Origin of the sequence: Clostridium sp. SM-530-WT-3G (assembly GCF_012843905.1) — a bacterium.
GTDB lineage: Bacteria > Bacillota > Clostridia > Clostridiales > Clostridiaceae > Clostridium.
In genome coordinates this window covers 39,766-56,916 of record NZ_JABAGC010000019.1, presented here as the reverse complement: position 1 = coordinate 56,916, position 17,151 = coordinate 39,766, and the positions used below count along the sequence as shown (strand labels likewise).

Annotated in this window: 12 protein-coding genes and 14 tRNA genes; 2 read left to right on the top strand and 24 right to left on the bottom strand. The window is 30.1% G+C overall.

Features of this window, described 5'->3' with window-relative positions; genetic code table 11:
• Positions 1 to 47: 47 nt before the first annotated feature.
• From HF850_RS08720 to HF850_RS08645, 16 genes are all read right to left on the bottom strand, one after another.
• A tRNA-Gln gene (locus HF850_RS08720) sits at positions 48 to 122 on the bottom strand.
• Positions 123 to 164: 42 nt separating this feature from the next.
• Positions 165 to 240, bottom strand: a tRNA-Lys gene (locus tag HF850_RS08715).
• A gap of 5 nt (positions 241 to 245) precedes the next feature.
• Positions 246 to 319: transfer RNA gene (locus tag HF850_RS08710), tRNA-Gly, on the bottom strand.
• Positions 320 to 341: 22 nt separating this feature from the next.
• Positions 342 to 416 (bottom strand) — tRNA-Gly (locus tag HF850_RS08705).
• A gap of 7 nt (positions 417 to 423) precedes the next feature.
• A tRNA-Leu gene (locus HF850_RS08700) sits at positions 424 to 507 on the bottom strand.
• Between the two features lie 3 nt (positions 508 to 510).
• Positions 511 to 586: transfer RNA gene (locus HF850_RS08695), tRNA-Lys, on the bottom strand.
• Between the two features lie 9 nt (positions 587 to 595).
• Positions 596 to 670 (bottom strand) — tRNA-Gln (locus HF850_RS08690).
• Between the two features lie 3 nt (positions 671 to 673).
• Positions 674 to 749, bottom strand: a tRNA-His gene (locus tag HF850_RS08685).
• Positions 750 to 753: 4 nt separating this feature from the next.
• Positions 754 to 830, bottom strand: a tRNA-Arg gene (locus HF850_RS08680).
• A 27-nt stretch (positions 831 to 857) separates the two neighbouring features.
• Positions 858 to 931 (bottom strand) — tRNA-Gly (locus tag HF850_RS08675).
• A 34-nt stretch (positions 932 to 965) separates the two neighbouring features.
• Positions 966 to 1,041 (bottom strand) — tRNA-Pro (locus tag HF850_RS08670).
• Positions 1,042 to 1,048: 7 nt separating this feature from the next.
• A tRNA-Arg gene (locus HF850_RS08665) sits at positions 1,049 to 1,125 on the bottom strand.
• Positions 1,126 to 1,286: 161 nt separating this feature from the next.
• Positions 1,287 to 1,360, bottom strand: a tRNA-Gly gene (locus HF850_RS08660).
• Between the two features lie 28 nt (positions 1,361 to 1,388).
• Positions 1,389 to 1,464: transfer RNA gene (locus tag HF850_RS08655), tRNA-Pro, on the bottom strand.
• Between the two features lie 383 nt (positions 1,465 to 1,847).
• A complete protein-coding gene (locus tag HF850_RS08650) occupies positions 1,848 to 2,327 on the bottom strand; it encodes a metallophosphoesterase (RefSeq protein WP_169105050.1) in 480 nt (159 codons plus the stop codon).
• Between the two features lie 44 nt (positions 2,328 to 2,371).
• Complete coding sequence (locus HF850_RS08645) at positions 2,372 to 2,983, bottom strand: XTP/dITP diphosphatase (protein WP_169105049.1); 612 nt, start codon at positions 2,981 to 2,983, stop codon at positions 2,372 to 2,374.
• A 327-nt stretch (positions 2,984 to 3,310) separates the two neighbouring features.
• On the opposite strand from HF850_RS08645, the gene HF850_RS08640 reads away from it, so the two are divergent.
• Positions 3,311 to 5,047, top strand: coding sequence for a hypothetical protein (locus HF850_RS08640; RefSeq protein WP_169105048.1), 1,737 nt, complete (start codon positions 3,311 to 3,313; stop codon positions 5,045 to 5,047).
• Positions 5,048 to 5,170: 123 nt separating this feature from the next.
• Here the strand turns inward: HF850_RS08640 and HF850_RS08635 are convergent, their stop codons facing one another.
• A complete protein-coding gene (locus tag HF850_RS08635; protein WP_169105053.1) occupies positions 5,171 to 6,664 on the bottom strand; it encodes an ABC transporter substrate-binding protein in 1,494 nt (497 codons plus the stop codon).
• A 248-nt stretch (positions 6,665 to 6,912) separates the two neighbouring features.
• Here HF850_RS08635 and HF850_RS08630 point away from each other — a divergent pair, with 248 nt between their 5' ends.
• Entirely contained in the window at positions 6,913 to 7,206 is a 294-nt protein-coding gene (locus tag HF850_RS08630) for a hypothetical protein (protein WP_169105047.1), read from the top strand.
• A gap of 328 nt (positions 7,207 to 7,534) precedes the next feature.
• Here HF850_RS08630 and gatB read toward each other — a convergent pair whose 3' ends face one another.
• From gatB to HF850_RS08595, 7 genes are all read right to left on the bottom strand, one after another.
• Positions 7,535 to 8,965 carry an Asp-tRNA(Asn)/Glu-tRNA(Gln) amidotransferase subunit GatB gene (gene gatB / locus HF850_RS08625; protein ID WP_169105046.1) on the bottom strand — a complete coding sequence of 477 codons (1,431 nt, stop codon included), beginning with the start codon at positions 8,963 to 8,965 and terminating at the stop codon, positions 7,535 to 7,537.
• 19 nt (positions 8,966 to 8,984) lie between these two features.
• The gene (gatA, locus tag HF850_RS08620; RefSeq protein ID WP_169105045.1) at positions 8,985 to 10,442 is read right to left on the bottom strand and encodes an Asp-tRNA(Asn)/Glu-tRNA(Gln) amidotransferase subunit GatA; all 1,458 of its coding nucleotides are present in this window, start codon (positions 10,440 to 10,442) and stop codon (positions 8,985 to 8,987) included.
• A gap of 21 nt (positions 10,443 to 10,463) precedes the next feature.
• Positions 10,464 to 10,754 carry an Asp-tRNA(Asn)/Glu-tRNA(Gln) amidotransferase subunit GatC gene (gene gatC, locus HF850_RS08615; RefSeq protein WP_169105044.1) on the bottom strand — a complete coding sequence of 97 codons (291 nt, stop codon included), beginning with the start codon at positions 10,752 to 10,754 and terminating at the stop codon, positions 10,464 to 10,466.
• A gap of 339 nt (positions 10,755 to 11,093) precedes the next feature.
• Complete coding sequence (locus HF850_RS08610; RefSeq protein ID WP_169105043.1) at positions 11,094 to 11,366, bottom strand: hypothetical protein; 273 nt, start codon at positions 11,364 to 11,366, stop codon at positions 11,094 to 11,096.
• Between the two features lie 4 nt (positions 11,367 to 11,370).
• Complete coding sequence (gene ligA, locus HF850_RS08605) at positions 11,371 to 13,365, bottom strand: NAD-dependent DNA ligase LigA (protein ID WP_347564419.1); 1,995 nt, start codon at positions 13,363 to 13,365, stop codon at positions 11,371 to 11,373.
• A gap of 18 nt (positions 13,366 to 13,383) precedes the next feature.
• The gene (pcrA, locus tag HF850_RS08600; protein WP_169105041.1) at positions 13,384 to 15,678 is read right to left on the bottom strand and encodes a DNA helicase PcrA; all 2,295 of its coding nucleotides are present in this window, start codon (positions 15,676 to 15,678) and stop codon (positions 13,384 to 13,386) included.
• Between the two features lie 573 nt (positions 15,679 to 16,251).
• Complete coding sequence (locus HF850_RS08595) at positions 16,252 to 16,968, bottom strand: pseudouridine synthase (RefSeq protein ID WP_169105040.1); 717 nt, start codon at positions 16,966 to 16,968, stop codon at positions 16,252 to 16,254.
• Between the last annotated feature and the right edge of the window lie 183 nt (positions 16,969 to 17,151).

Sequence of the window (17,151 nt, the reverse complement as noted above, 5' to 3'; positions counted from 1 at the left end):
TTAAAAGTCATGTGCTCTACCGACTGAGCTAGTGAACCATGTTTAAATGGCTGGGATGGCAGGATTCGAACCTACGCGTAACGGAGTCAAAGTCCGTTGCCTTACCGCTTGGCGACATCCCACTGTGCCTAAGTTGCCTTAGTACTTTTTAGTTTTAAAATAAATGGTGCGCCATCACGGGTTCGAACCGGGGACACCCTGATTAAGAGTCAGGTGCTCTACCAACTGAGCTAATAGCGCATATATGGAGCAGGTAGTGGGAATCGAACCCACCTTGCCAGCTTGGAAGGCTGGAGTATTACCGATATACGATACCTGCATATTATCTTGTATTTTTTAAATGGAGCGCGAGACGGGACTCGAACCCGCAACTTCCACCTTGGCAAGGTGGCACTCTACCATTGAGTCACTCACGCGTCTTAATGGTGCAGATGAAGGGAGTCGAACCCCCACGCCGTAGGCGCTAGATCCTAAGTCTAGTGCGTCTGCCAATTCCGCCACATCTGCATTTGGTGGCTCACCCGGGAATCGAACCCGGGACACCATGATTAAAAGTCATGTGCTCTACCGACTGAGCTAGTGAACCGAATATAATTGGCTGGGATGGCAGGATTCGAACCTACGCATAACGGAGTCAAAGTCCGTTGCCTTACCGCTTGGCGACATCCCAAGATGGGGTGAACGATGGGACTCGAACCCACGACAACCAGTGCCACAAACTGGCGCTCTACCAACTGAACTACGTTCACCACATGGTGCGTTTTAAGGGATTCGAACCCCTGGCCCACGCCTTAGAAGGGCGTTGCTCTATCCAGCTGAGCTAAAAACGCATATGTTAGACAAACTTACGTTTGTAATGGAGCAGGTAGTGGGAATCGAACCCACCTTGCCAGCTTGGAAGGCTGGAGTATTACCGATATACGATACCTGCATACTATATTATTTTATCAAAAACCATTTTTAAATGGTCGGGGTGACAGGGATCGAACCTGCGACCTCAACGTCCCAAACGTCGCGCGCTCCCAGCTGCGCCACACCCCGGTTTAAATGGTGCGTTTTAAGGGATTCGAACCCCTGGCCCACGCCTTAGAAGGGCGTTGCTCTATCCAGCTGAGCTAAAAACGCATACTGTCTTGTTACAAGACCTTTATCATTATAAACCTTTATTAAGTTTATGTCAAGTTTTTGTTTTTCAGAACGTTTATTATTTTAAACTTTCTTTCGAACTTTGTCAAGACTTTTTTCAAACGTCTCTGCCGCAAAGCCTCTGCTTGAATATCTTGAAATGGAGCAGGTAGTGGGAATCGAACCCACCTTGCCAGCTTGGAAGGCTGGAGTATTACCGATATACGATACCTGCATATTGAAGATTAATCATTCAAGATTAATGGTCGGGGTGACAGGGATCGAACCTGCGACCTCAACGTCCCAAACGTCGCGCGCTCCCAGCTGCGCCACACCCCGTTGTACTCTCTTCAATATCTTTTATTTTGTTGCTGTACTCATCAGCGACAAGATTTATTCTACAATATCATTTACGTTTCGTCAACACTTTTTTTTAATTTTTTTTATAAACTTTTCTACCCCTAGTAATAATGCCACTTTCACCAGTGTTTTTTTCTGATATTTGATAAAAATCCTCTCTGTTTTAATAAAAAATATTCTAAAAATATCTTATAAAATACATTATTTATTGTTAATTTTAAGATAATAGGTTTTAGATTTATTGAAAAATTATCAATATTATTTTCTAGTTCAAATTATCAATACAACTTAAAAATATAATTCTTTATCTTACAAAAATACAAATAAAAAGAGTACATTCTTAAAATGCACTCCTTCTTATTCTATCCTTTAATTTCCTTTAGATATGTATCAATTTCACCTTCATCATTAATGTCAATCATTCCAACATATCTTCCTCTTAATCTTGGAAGAGATACGCTTCCTGGATTCATAAGTATAAGATTATCAGTTTTCTCTATTCCCTGCTCATGTGTATGACCAAATAAAACTATATCTGCTCCAAGCTCACACCCTCTATAATATATATTATTTATTGTGCTCTTCACTCCATATAAATCTCCATGAGTATAGAATATCTTTCTTCCATTTAACTCTAATATACCTTCCTTAGGATATTTTGCTGAAAAGTCACAGTTTCCTGCTACAGCATATACCTCCCCACTAAATCCTTCTTTAAGAAGTTCTACATCATCAATATTATCTCCTAAGTGAATTAATATATCAGCATCCTTTATAGCATCCTTTGCTAAATTTATGTATCTTTTAACTCTATGTGTATCACTTACAACTGCAATTAACATTTTATAGTCCCCCTGTTTACAATAATATATTATTAACTTTACTATTAAACTAATTTAATAATTATATCTTTTACTTGTTTTAGAGCTTCTCCTCTATGGCTGATTTTATTTTTAGCCTCTGCACTTAACTCTCCAAATGTTTCATTTAAAGGCTCATAAAAGAATAATGGATCATATCCAAATCCTCCTTCTCCTTGTAACTCTTCTATAATTCTTCCCTTAACTTCACCTCTAGCTGTATAATAATCTCCATTTTCATCAAATATAGCTACTTGGCATACAAATTTAGCACCTCTTTTTTCTTCAGGTACATCTTTTAATTCTTTTAAAAGCTTTTTATTATTTTCAGAATCATTCCCATGCTCCCCTGCATATCTAGCAGAATAAACTCCAGGAGCACCATTTAAATAATCTACCATAAGCCCAGAATCATCTGACAAAACTATAAAATTCTTATCTCCTCTATTAATTAAAAACTCTCTAATTTCTTTAGCTTTTTTCTTTGCATTTTCTTCAAACGTAGCTCCATCTTCAACAACATCAATATTTATATTTTCATCTTTTAAAGATTTAACTTCAATATTTACATCCTTTAATATTTCTTTTATTTCCTTGATCTTCTTTTGATTATTACTTGCTAAAATGAGTTTTTTCATTGATATCTTCCTCCATTGACTGTTTATTTATAGTTATTAATTAACTATAAATAACTTATACTATTTCATTTTTATTTTATGAACTTGCTGATTTACTACTATTACAATTTTAATAAGTACATATTTAAGAAAATATAACTTTTAAAGAATTAATTATAAATTTACTATACTCTTTTCAGTAATATATAATACAAATAACTTGTCCTATATCCTAAAATCTTGTGTTTATAATTCCACTTTCATGTAGTTATTATTATTTCTATGCACTTTTTTAACTATTTCCTCATATTAATGAATAAGATGAGAATTTTATGAGAGGTGTATACATTGAGATATATTGGACCATTTTTTAGAATGAATAGTCTTTCTCAAAATGAAATAAGCGGCCAGCTTTTTTACTTATCAAAAGAATCAGTAAAAACACTAGTCCTTAACTCAAAATGTGGTCTACTTGCACAAATTAGAAGTTCAAAAAAATCTTCTATAAATGATATTAGCATACTAAATAACTTTTCTCCACTATTATGCTTATATAGAAAAGCTTCACCTATGTTCATCCACAGCAAAACAAGTCATGGATTTGATGAATCATCTTTTAGGAAAGAAATCAACCCATCAACTAATGCTTTTATGACACTTTGTCTTCTCGAATTGAGTAATTACTATTCAAACTATTCTAATGATAACCGTAATGTAATTTCACTAGAAAAACCTTACTTGTATCTAGCAAAGGAGCAACTCCAGTTCTATTCTGAAAATTTAAGAAATGATGAAGGTCTTTTCGTAAGTAAAAAGAATACTTCTGAAGCAAATTCAAAGGGTTATTCATTAATAAATAAAGATGATAAATTCAAATTTTCTGATCAAGCTTTTATGATGGATGCTTATTTTCTATACTCATATTTGAATAAAAACGATACTGAAAGCATTGAATATTCTAAGTTTGCAAATGAAATATTAAGTTTGTTTATAGATTATAAAGATGAATTATACAACTTATCATTTGCTGAAAATATTCAAATCTTATTAGCATTAAATATATATTATAAATATTCAAAAAATCATGCTGCAAAGGAACTTATAATTGATTTAGGAGACTTTTTAATAAACAAGTTTGATGAGAAAGATTATTATATTGATAATTTAGATGATTGTGCTCTATTTTCTATATGTCTTATAGAATCTTATAAACATACAGGAATTATTTCATTCAAAGATAGCTATAGAGACGTAAGCGAAAAATTATTAAGCTTATATAATTCCGATAAAAATATGTTCGTAAAAATTTCTGATAAAAAAGAAATTAAATACTCGTGTTTAGAAATAAATCTATATCTCTTATGTCTTTTAGTATATTCATATGAGGAAGATAAAACTAACGAATTAAAACCAGTCCTTTCTGCATTCTATAGAAAATTCTATGTAAACAGTGGCCTCTTAGCAAGCTGGCCAGATGCACCTACTTTAGATGAAGTAGAAAGATATAAAAACTTAAGTCTTCGAGCTGATGATATGCTTGAAGAAACTTATTTTAGAATGCCTATGCTTCCTACTCCAAAGAGTTCAGGAATCGCATCAATATTTATAAAAAACCTTACTTATTCAAAGAAAAAAGATACATTTACAGCAAGCAAACTTTCTTTTGATAGCAACAAAAATATGTTTAGCTTTTATTTAATAATTTATCTTTTAAAAGATAAAATCAAAAAGATTATGGGCTTTGGATTACCTGGTACAAAAAAATATTCAAATAATCAAGAAACAAATATTGAAAACCGTAAAACTCCTAATAATAACTCAAACAATAATAATTCTGATAATATATTAAAATTAGATAATAACATTAATAAAAATTTAAAACATGATAAAAAAGTTTTTTCAAACAATTTAGATAATCCAAAAAAACTCGATATAGATGAAAATAATATATCTTCTATAGAACTTACCCAAGTAGATGAAATTCCCGTTACAGAAGTTATACCTGTTAATGAAAAAATCAAATTAAATGCTTCTCTTCCTAAAACCGAAAAAAATCAAAAATCAAAAAAATCAAAGAACAAATAACTTTAAAAATTATTATTTAGTATGAGAAACTTTTTCATATACAAAAATTTAAAACTAATTATAACTGAAGACCCGGATTAAATACTATCCTGGTCTTTTATTTGTTGAATCAATTAAGTATTTTTACTCTATGTTGCTAAAATCAATATTCCCATTACCATCAAAGTTAATAGATGTAATCTTATTCGATAATGCTATATTTTCATTTTGAAAACATAAAGGAAGTATATTGTAGTTATTAAATAAACTTTCTTCTAATGGATAATAGCTTTTATTACTATCCTCAGCTCTTATTTTATCTAATATTTTTTTATCTGTATCATTAAAATATTTTTCAAAATTAGTATAGAATTTTTCTCTATCAGAATATATTGCACTACTACTCATAAGTATCATGTCATATTTCTTTGTAAAATAATAATCACTGAATTCTTCATCTGATGCAAGATTATACTTTACTGTAATTTCTGTATTCTTTGCAAACCATTCTTTTATAGTTCTGCATAATATACGATTTAATTTATCATCCTTAGCAATTATAGTTAATACTTGAGGTCTTGACCAACTACCTTCTTTATTAGAATTAACTTTTCTTATCTGAATAACATTTAAATTCTCCTTATCTTCTCTAAAGTAACATCCTTCTGCTAAATCAAATTCACTGCTATTTAGATTTTGATACTCTCCTATAGATTTATATATATTATTATATATTTCTCTTCTTCCCTGCATAGGAATACTCCCATCATTATTAATAATAAGATATACTCCTAAAGGTTTTGGAATAGTAATAAGGTTATTTTCATCCTTAAGCTTATTTAATTCACTTGATGGAGGATTTATAACTATATCACGTCCACCAATCTCATATGAAGCCATAGATTGTTCTGTACTTGAATCCTTAATTATATTTATAACATCTAATTTAGCATTACTATTATCATTTTTTCTAAGTGTAATATTTTCACTTCCTACACTTTCAATTTTATAATCTCCAGAATATATCAATGAATCATAATTCCTTTTTATATCTCTCCATAATATAAGATACTTTCTTATTCTGTATTGAGGTTTTGTAAGCTCCTCTAAGAATTTATCATCCCTTTGGTTAAGCCTTATAATTATTGAATTATCTTGTGCTTTTATTGCAACACTTTTATCAAAAGTATTTTTACCATTTTTATAATCTCTAGCTCCATATACATTCAAAATTGAAGTTATATTTTCGTCCTTTTCTTCTTTTATAAGCTGCCTAAAATATTCAATAATATCCTCTGCAGTTATTTTAGAATTGTTACTCCAATAAATATCATCTCTTATTTTAAATTCATATTGAATCCCATCTGGGCTTACTGTATATTCACTTGCTAATGATGGAACAATTTCACCTTTTGCATTTTTACAGACTAATCCTTTACTAGTAGCGCATATTATATCTGTATCATAACTATTGAGATTAGATATAGTAGTTAAGTCATCTGGTATATCCTCAACCCCATATGTTATACTTTTTGCAACATTAGTACTTGATACATTACTATCATTTTTATCAATAAAATTCACGCCTAAAATTATTACAATTATAAATATAAATAGAACTATAAAATATTTTTTTATAAATTTGCGCACTCTTACTCACCTTTTCACCCATATTTTCAACATTACTTTTTATTAAATTTGTAATATACTTTATATGAAAAGTATTAACACATTAATTAAAAGTTAATCACAATCAGCCAAAAATCATTCACAACTTTTGATTAATTTTTCACATCCCATGTATAGTAAATTTTATTTTGTATATAATTAATAACTGTTAGCATGGATGTGTTATAATTGAATTATCTTTTTGAGGAGGTTTTTTAATGCATTACTTAGCAGGCGCCTTTATAATAGTTTCAATATTATTTATGTGCGTATTTATGTTTATTGGAATATGGAGTTTTATTGTATTCTTAAAGTCATATCGTCAAACACGATATCAAAATTACATATTAGAAAAGATAAGTCAAAAGTTAAATTCTATTGCTAATTCCATGCCTAAAAAAGAAGATAGTGAGGATAAATATGCTTATCTTACAGGCGAAGAAGACTTTGAATTTACTGAAGACAATGATGATAGATTAAGCAATGTAACAAATATTAATAAACAGCATTAAAATAACTGTATAAAAAATTTAATGCAGGTATTTCAATTTCAAAAGATACAATACAAAACACTAAAACAAATAAGTAGTGTCCTCAAAATAACATGATATTTCTTATGAATACCATATTATTTTGAGGACATCTAGCTATATATTAAAATTATAATATTTCCTATAATACCTATAATAATAGTAACTGTTGCTCTTCATATTAGATTGAATATGCCCAATAGGTGTTCTTTTTCCAAATAAGAATACTTATTCCCACCTTATAATTTTTAACAAAAAAACTAACAGCAACCAAAAATTCAATTACTGTTAGTTCTTATATATAAATTAATTATCTCTTTTCAACTTCTTGTCTAACTAATTTATTAACGATTCCTGGGTTTGCTTGGCCTTTAGCTGCTTTCATAACCTGACCTACTGCAAATCCTAAGATTCTTTCTTTACCAGCTTTAAATTGTTCTATTACTTGAGGATTTTCATCTAAAACTTTATTAACCATTTCAAGGATTGCTCCTTCATCATTGTTAACTTTTAATCCTCTTTCTTCAATTATAGTTTTAGGTGATTTTCCGCTTTCAAACATAGCTTCTAATACTTGCTTACCTATTGCTGATGATATAGTACCATCTTTAATAACTTCTATTAATTCAGCTATATCTTTTGGAGTAAATTTAAGTTCTTCAATCCAAGTGTTATCAATCTTCATAAGTCTTGATACATCACCCATGATCCAGTTTGATGCTGCCTTTGGATCTCCTGAAATCTTAGCTGCTTCATCAAAGAAATCTGCCATAGAAGTAGTTAAAGTTAATACATGAGCATCATACTTAGGTAATCCATATTCATTTCTGAATCTATTTTCCTTTTCATGTGGAAGTTCTGGAATTGTCTTTCTTATTTCTTCTATCCATTCATCAGAAACATTTAAAGTAACTAAGTCACCTTCTGGGAAGTATCTATAGTCATTAGCTTCTTCTTTGCTTCTCATAACTACAGTTAAATTGTTTGCTTCATCCCATTTTCTAGTTTCAACAAACATTTCTTCCCCTTCAGTTACAGCTTTTACTTGTCTTTCAAATTCATAATCTAAAACTTTTTCTACTGATTTAAATGAGTTAACATTTTTAATTTCAGTTCTTACTCCAAGTTTTTCAGTTCCCTTTTCTCTAACTGAAATATTAACGTCACATCTTAATGAACCTTCTTCCATCTTACAGTCTGAAATTCCAGCTGCTGATAGTATGCTCTTAAGTTTTGTTAAGTATAAAGTAACTTCTTCCTTAGTTCTTAAATCTGGTTTTGTTACAACTTCTATTAGTGGAACTCCAGCTCTGTTAAAATCTATTAATGCTCCTCTTTTAGTATGTAATATCTTAGCAGCATCATCTTCTATATGAATTCTTTCAATTCCTATTCTCTTGATTTCTCCACTTTCAAGTTCAATATCAACATATCCATTTCTGCAAAGTGGGAATTCATCCTGAGTTATTTGATAGTTTCTTGGACAGTCTGGGTAGAAATAGTTCTTTCTATCCATTCTTCCTATTCTAGTTATTTCACAATTTAAAGCTAAACCTGCTTTAATTCCTAATTCAACAACGTGTTTATTTAATTGTGGAAGTGAACCTGGAAGTCCTAAACAAACTGGACATACATGAGTATTCGCTTTTCCACCAAATTCAACAGCACAACCACAATACATTTTAGTATTAGTTAAAAGTTCTACGTGTGTTTCTAATCCAATGACTGATTCAAATTCCATTTGTTTTCACTCCTTCTCCCTATAAGTTTGGATGCATTTCATGCCAGTTAGTTGATTGTTCATAGCTGTAAGCTAAATTGAATAATGTATCTTCTTTAAAGTAGTTACCCATAATTTGAAGTCCTACTGGAAGTCCATCAGCTAAACCACATGGAAGTGAAATTGCTGGAATACCTGCAATATTAACTGGTACAGTATATATATCACCTAAGTACATTTCTAATGCATTATTTTTCTTTTCTCCTATTTTATAAGCTGGAGTTGGAGCTGTTGGTGATATTATTGCATCGAAATCTTTGAATATTTCTTCAAATTCACCTTTTATAAGATTTCTAACTTTTAATGCTTTCTTATAGTATGCATCATAGTATCCTGCTGATAATGCATATGTACCAAGCATTATTCTCTTCTTAACTTCTTTTCCGAATCCTTCGCTTCTTGATTTGAAGTATAAATCTACTGCATCTTCAACATCTTTAGCTCTTCTACCATATCTAACACCATCAAATCTAGCTAAGTTTGATGAAGCTTCTGCACATGCTACTAAGTAGTATGCTGATATAGCATAATCTGCAAGTGGAAGTGAAACTTCTTTAACTTCAGCACCATTTGCTTCAAATACTTTTAATGCATCATAAACTGCTTTTTTAACATTTTCATCTAATCCATCTTTAAAGAATTCACTAGGAATTGCTATTTTCTTTCCTTTGATATCTGTATTTAATGAATCAAAGTAATTTGGAACTTTAATATCAGCAGTTGTAGAATCTCTATGATCCATACCAGCAATTGCTTGAGTAAGCATAGCACAATCTTTAACATCTCTTCCTAAAGTACCAACTTGGTCAAGTGTAGAACCATATGCTACAACCCCACTTCTTGATACTCTTCCGTATGTTGGTTTAAGTCCAACTATACCACAAAATGAAGCTGGTTGTCTTACAGATCCACCTGTGTCTGTTCCAAGAGCTAATGGAACTTCATTAGCTGCAACAGCTGCTGCAGATCCACCTGATGATCCTCCTGGTACTCTATCTAAATCCCAAGGATTTCTTGTGATTTTGAATGCTGAATTTTCAGTTGATGAACCCATTGCAAATTCATCCATGTTTAATTTTCCTAAGATTACTCCACCTTCTGATTTAACAGCTTCTGAAACTGTAGCATCATATGGTGATATGTATCCTTCTAATATTTTAGATGCACAAGTGTTTTGCATTCCCTTAACACTTATATTATCTTTAACTCCTAGAGGAACTCCCCCTAATACTCCTAGGTCTTCTCCTCTGCTTAATTTTTCATCTAAAGCTTTAGCATCATTTAGTGCTTCTTCTTTAGCAACATATAAAAACGCATCAACTTTTGAATCTACGCTTTCAACTCTATCTAAATGAGCTTTTGTAACTTCTTCTACAGAAGCTTCTTTTTTAGCTATTAAATCTTTTAATTCATGAGCTTTATATTTTGAAAACTCCATTAATTTACCCTCCAATCAAGACTAGCCTTTAATGATAGCTGGTACTACAATATATTCTTCTAATGTATCCGGTGCATTTTTAGTTACATCTTCAAGTTTTAACGATGGAACTACTACATCTTCTCTAAACCTATTTTCAATATAATAAGGATTTACTATTATATCTTCATTTTCAGTATCTAATTCTCCAAGCTTTTCAACATAAGCTAGTATTTGATTTAAGTCTTCTGCTAAACCTTCTTTTTCACTTTCATCAAAGCTTAATCTTGATAGTTCAGCAACATAATCTACATCTTTAATGCTAACTGCCATATTAAAATCCTCCTTTTCATATTAAAACTATTTAAAACGCATTATTTTGCGATAATTAAACCTAATTTAAACATAATAAATTCTATCATAAAATTAACTTTTTTACTATTTTTCCATAAGCAAAGTTTACTCAGTTAACAGTTAACAGGTAACAGTTAACAGTTTAAGGTGAAAAATCCTATGGCTTTTTATTATATTATATATTATTCAATAAATTTTGCTACGCAAAATCCATAGTCATTAATTTCAAAATTTTACGTCAGTAAAATCATCCACATCTGTTAACTGCTAACCGTTAACTGACAACTGAAGAAATGCTGTTAACTGAAAACTGAAAATTCATCTTATATAATTTATCATAAAAAATAATAATACAATTGATATAGAAAAACTTACTGCTGAATAAAATATTCTTCTACGTCCTGTTTCATTAAAAAGAAATCTGAATGCTAAAATTGCCATTGTAATACATATTCCAAGTTGTATAGGCAAATATGAATTAAATATCTGGCCTACATAAAAGAATTGATATGTAGTTAAAAATGTGCAGATTATAATGATACTTGTTATAAATGCTGATACAAATGATAACAGATTTATTAACTTTTTCACTACATTACCCCCTTAATATTTCTTCAAATTCCTCTTCTGAAAGTACTTTTACTCCAAGTTCTTGAGCTTTTGTCAATTTAGAACCTGCCGCTTCTCCTGCTATTACATAATCAGTCTTTTTACTCACGCTTCCAGCAACCTTAGCTCCTAAGCTTTCAAGTTTTTCTTTTATTTCACTTCTTGAATAATTCTGAAGAGTTCCTGTAGCTACTACTGTTTTCCCCATAAATGGATTTTCAGTAACTTCTACTTCTTCAAATCTAGGATTAACTCCAAGTTCTAATAATTCATCTATTGTTTCCAAAACTTTTTCTTCCTTAAAGAAGGATACTACATCTTGAGCAACAACATCTCCAACATCAGGAACTTCTACTAATTCTTTAAACTTAGCATTTTTAAGACCTTCAATTGATTTAAATTTATTAACTATATCTTTTGCAGTTTTAACTCCTACGTTTGGAATTCCAAGTGCATATATAAACGAATGAAGTTCACAGTCCTTGCTCTTTTCGATAGCTTCTAAAAGATTTTGAGCTTTCTTAGGCCCGAATTTTTCTAACCCTACAAGTTCTTCTTCTTTTAATTTATATAAATCTGAAATAGATTTAATATTAAGTTTTTCAAATAGCTGTTCTGCTGTTCTTTCTGAAAATCCTGCAATATTCATAGCTTCTCTTGATGCATAGTGAACTATACTTTTAACCATTTGTGGCTTACATGATAATGTATTTTCACAGAAATAATGTGCTCCATCTACTATGATGTGACTTCCACACGCTGGACATTCTGTAGGTGGTACAATATCCTTAGCACCTTCTAATGTTTCAGGTACAGTTCCCATAATTTCTGGAATAACATCATTACTTCTTCTTACAAATACGTCCGCACCTATCTTAACGCCTTTTCTTTGAATATCATCCATATTGTTCAAAGTAGCTCTTTTAACTGTAACTCCTGCAAGTTCAACCGGTTCAAGTATAGCTGTTGGTGAAACTCTACCACTTCTTCCTACATTCCATTCTACATCTAAAAGTTTAGTAGTTGCTTCTTGAGCTTCAAACTTATATGCAATAGCCCATTTAGGGAACTTAATAGTATATCCCATAAGTTCTCTTGTTCTCATATCATCAATTGCAATTACAAGTCCATCAATATCATAATTTAAATTAAATCTAATATCTTTTATATAATCAATTTGTTCTTGTATTTCATCAATTGTTGTACATACTTTTAAGTAATCATCTACTGGGAATCCTTTCTCTTTTATGAATTCCATCATTTCTAAATATGATGTAAAAGGAGTTCCTTCTTTATATCCTATGTCATAAAAGAATGCTGAAAGATTTCTCCTAGCTGTTTCCTTTACGTTAAGATTTCTAAGAGCTCCAGCTGCTCCATTTCTTAAATTTTTAAGTGGAGTAGTTGCAGTTTCATTGTATTTATCAAATGCTTCTTGAGTCATTACAGCTTCTCCATGAATTTCAAACACATCATCATTTGAAACTTTAAGAGGAATAGATTTTATAGTCTTAACTTGAGCAGTTACATTTTCACCAATTGATCCTGTTCCTCTTGTGGCCGCACTTTCAAGTATACCTTCTCTATTATATGTTAAGTTTATAGTCAAACCATCAAATTTCTTTGTAAGCACATATTTAAGATCTGGAAGATTTTCTCCTCTTGCTCTAGCTTCATTCACAAACTTGATATTTCTGTTATGCCAATCAATAATTTCTTGAAGACTTTGAGCTTTATCTAAACTCCAAAGTCTTGCCTTATGTGTATATTTTTCGAACCCATCTAATACTACATCCCCTACTCTTTGAGTTGGTGAATAAGGAAGTACATATCCAGTTTCTTTTTCAAGTTCAACTAATTCATAGTATTCTGTATCATACTGTTTATCTGTAACAGATGGTTTATCTAAAGAGTAATACTCATAAGAATATCTATTTAGTTTTTCAACTAAGTCCTCAATTCTTTCTTTTTTATCCACAATAATCTCTCCTCAAATTCATTATAGCATTTTAAGCTTTGCAAAAGATAATAATAGTATTTTTACACCCTGCTTATCAAAAGCAATTGTAAGCTTTTTATCATTTCCCGAATCCTGAACTGAAACTATAGTACCTACACCAAACTTATCATGTTTAACTTTTCTACCCATAGTAGCTTCAGCTGCAGTAATATACTCTCCACTACCAGTTGAAACATGAGCAGCTGCTGCATTTATTCCATTTACTCCAGAGCCCATAACACCTTCTCTACTTCTTGAAAGTCCACTTCCTGAAACTGTTCTATTCATACTATTTCTAAGACTATGAGGGTTGTTATATGAACTTTTATTAATAAAACCTTCTCTACTCTTCATTCCAGCTTTTTCTACAGCAACATATTCTTTAAGCTCTGGTTTTATTTCATTAATAAAATCTGATTGTGGATACGCTACAGTTCTACCAAATACTCTTCTTACTTCTGCTGAAGTCATAAATAAGGTTTCCTTAGCTCTTGTTATACCAACATAACATAATCTTCTTGACTCTTCCATTTCAGATTCCTTTTCAAATGATGCACTTCCAGGGAATATACCATTTTCCATTCCCACCATAAATACTACTGGAAATTCAAGCCCCTTTGCACTATGAACAGTCATAAGTACAACTGCATCATCCTCTTCTTCCATCTTATCTGTATCTTGAACTAAAGATACTTTTTCAAGATATGCAGATAATGATTTATCTTCACTACTCTTTTCAAAATCAACAGAATCTGAAACTAATTCTTTTAAGTTTTCAATTCTACTCTTATCTTCTATTTCATTAGATTTCTTAAGAGCATCCATATATCCTGTATCTTCTAGAATAGTTTCTATAAGCATAGATACAGGTGTTGTCTCACTAATTTCCATAAAGTTTTCCATAAGCTGAACAAATGGTTCTATACATGTAACATTTCTTTTAGTTAATGTAGGTATACTTCTTATTTCTGAAAGTGCATCCCACATATTTAATTCAAAGCTTTCTGCAAATTCCTGAACTTTAGCTACAGTTGCATCTCCTATACTTCTCTTAGGAACATTAATTATTCTTTTTAAACTTATATCATCTTGAGGATTTACTATAAGCTTTAAGTAAGCAAGAATATCTTTTATTTCTTTTCTATCATAGAATTTTGTTCCTCCTACGATTTTATAAGGTATTCCCTTTCTTCTAAAACTTTCTTCAAAAATTCTTGACTGTGCATTTGTTCTGTAAAGGACAGCAAAATCACTATATTTCTTATTTTCATTTCTTTTTATATCTACAATCTGCTTTCCTACAAAGTCACCTTCATCAGAATCAGAATAAGCTCTATATATTTTAATTTTACTTCCAGATTCCTGTTCTGTTCTAAGAACTTTATTTTTTCTATTAGCATTATTTACTATAACTTCATTAGCAGCATTTAATATATTTCCTTTAGATCTGTAATTCTGCTCAAGTTTAATAACTTTCGCTTCTGGATAATCTTTTTCAAAGTCCAATATATTTTTAATATCTGCGCCTCTCCATTGATATATGCATTGATCATCATCCCCTACAACACAGATATTTTTATATTTTGAAGCAAGTAGCTTTACAAGTTCGTACTGTGCCCCATTTGTATCTTGATACTCATCTACCATTATGTATTTAAATTTTCTCTGATAGAATTCTAATGTTTCAGGATTATTTTTAAATAATTCTACTGTTTTAAAAATTAAATCATCAAAATCTAAAGCATTATTTTCCTTAAGTCTCCTTTGATACATTTCATATACATCTGCAATTTTATTTTCTCTAAAATTAGACTCATTTTCTAATTTAAAGCTTCGTGCACTCTGCATTCTATCTTTTGCTTTACCTATTTTACCCATGATTTCTTGTTCTGTTATATCTTTATCATTAATATTTAAAGCTTTCATACATTCTTTAATTAATGTTTTTGCATCTGATGTATCATATATAGTAAAGCTTGATTTATAGCCTATTTTATCTATTTCTCTTCTTAGTATTCTTACACAAGTTGAATGGAAAGTTGATATCCACATGCTTTCAGCCTGTTCACCAATAAGCGCTTTAACTCTATCTTTCATTTCTTTAGCTGCTTTATTAGTAAATGTTATTGCCAAAATGTTATACGGTGCAATTTCCAAGTCTTCTATCATATGTGCTATTCTATGAGTCAAAACTCTAGTTTTACCTGAGCCTGCTCCTGCTAAAATTAGTACTTGACCATCAATGGTAGTTGCCCCTTCGTACTGTTCTTTATTAAGTAATTTTCTCAAATCCATATTACTTTTCCTCCTTTCCCAATCCTTAAATATTATATCATATATGAATATATTGCAATCTTAAGACACTATAAGCTGCAACATAAATTCATTTAAAATTTCTATTATTTTTCATAAGACTACTTATAATATTGCCTATATAAATAGATATAATTCAATCTTTAAAACCTATAAATAAATTTATCTAATACTAAAAAATGAATAATATTATTCATACTACATTTTTTGTTGAATAATATTATTCACTTTCTAGTTTTTTATGTATTAAACATAATTTTTATGTGAAATAAATTTTGATAAAAATTTTTTTATAAATAATCCTTAAACTTTTATTAATTTTTCAATTTTAAACATTTTCATTTTTTATAAACAAAAAAACGCAACCCTTGGGGCTAGGTTGCGCTTTAGCAATAAGCAATAAGCAATAAATAAAAAGGGGGCTATATATTCCTTTTATTTATCCTTGCAAAATAATTATAGGATATTATGTTCAATAATGCAAGTCATTTATAGAAAAAATTTAATTTTTTGCAATAAAATGAATGTTTTTATTGCAAAATTAAATAACATTCGTTAATAACTCTTTAAAAGTGCAATTTCCTCTTCTGAAAGTTCTCTATATTCGCCTTCTTCTAAATCTGGATCTAAAGTTAAGCCTCCAAACTCTTCTCTCTTAAGATATACTACAGATTTGTTAACTGCTTCAAACATCCTCTTAACTTGATGGAACTTTCCTTCTTGAATTGTAATTCTAACTTCTGAGCCTTCATCACTTGCAGATATTATATCAAGTTTTGCTTCCATACACTTGTATCCATCATCTAAAGTTATTCCATTTTTAAATGCTTCAACGTCTTTTTCAGTAACCTTCTTATCTATTTTTGCATAATAAACCTTATCTACATGCCATTTAGGTGATATTAATCTATGATTTAATTCACCATCATTAGTTAATAAAAGAAGACCAACTGTATCTTTATCTAATCTCCCAACTGGGAATGGATTAAATACTTGATGATCTATATATAATAAATCAATAACTGTTTCATCTCTGTTATCATGAGTTGCAGATATAACCCCACTTGGTTTATTCATCATTAAATATATGTATTTACGATATAGTATTTCTTCACCATTTATCTTTATAACTGATTTTTCTGGATCAACAGACATACCATTATCTTTTACAACTACTCCATCAACTTCAATTAAGCCTTTTTTTACAAATGATTTTACATCCTTACGGCTTCCATATCCTAAATTAGAAATAATTTTATCTAATCTTTCCACTATTATTCACTTCACTTTCCTAAGTTTATCTTAATTTCTTCTTCATATATAGTATCTGATATTTAGTAATAAAGTAAATATTATTTATAAAATTTACTTGCTTTTAAATATAATTAATTATTCACATATACAAAAAAAAATAATCTTACTTTTTATACAATTATTATTTTACTTTTTTTATTA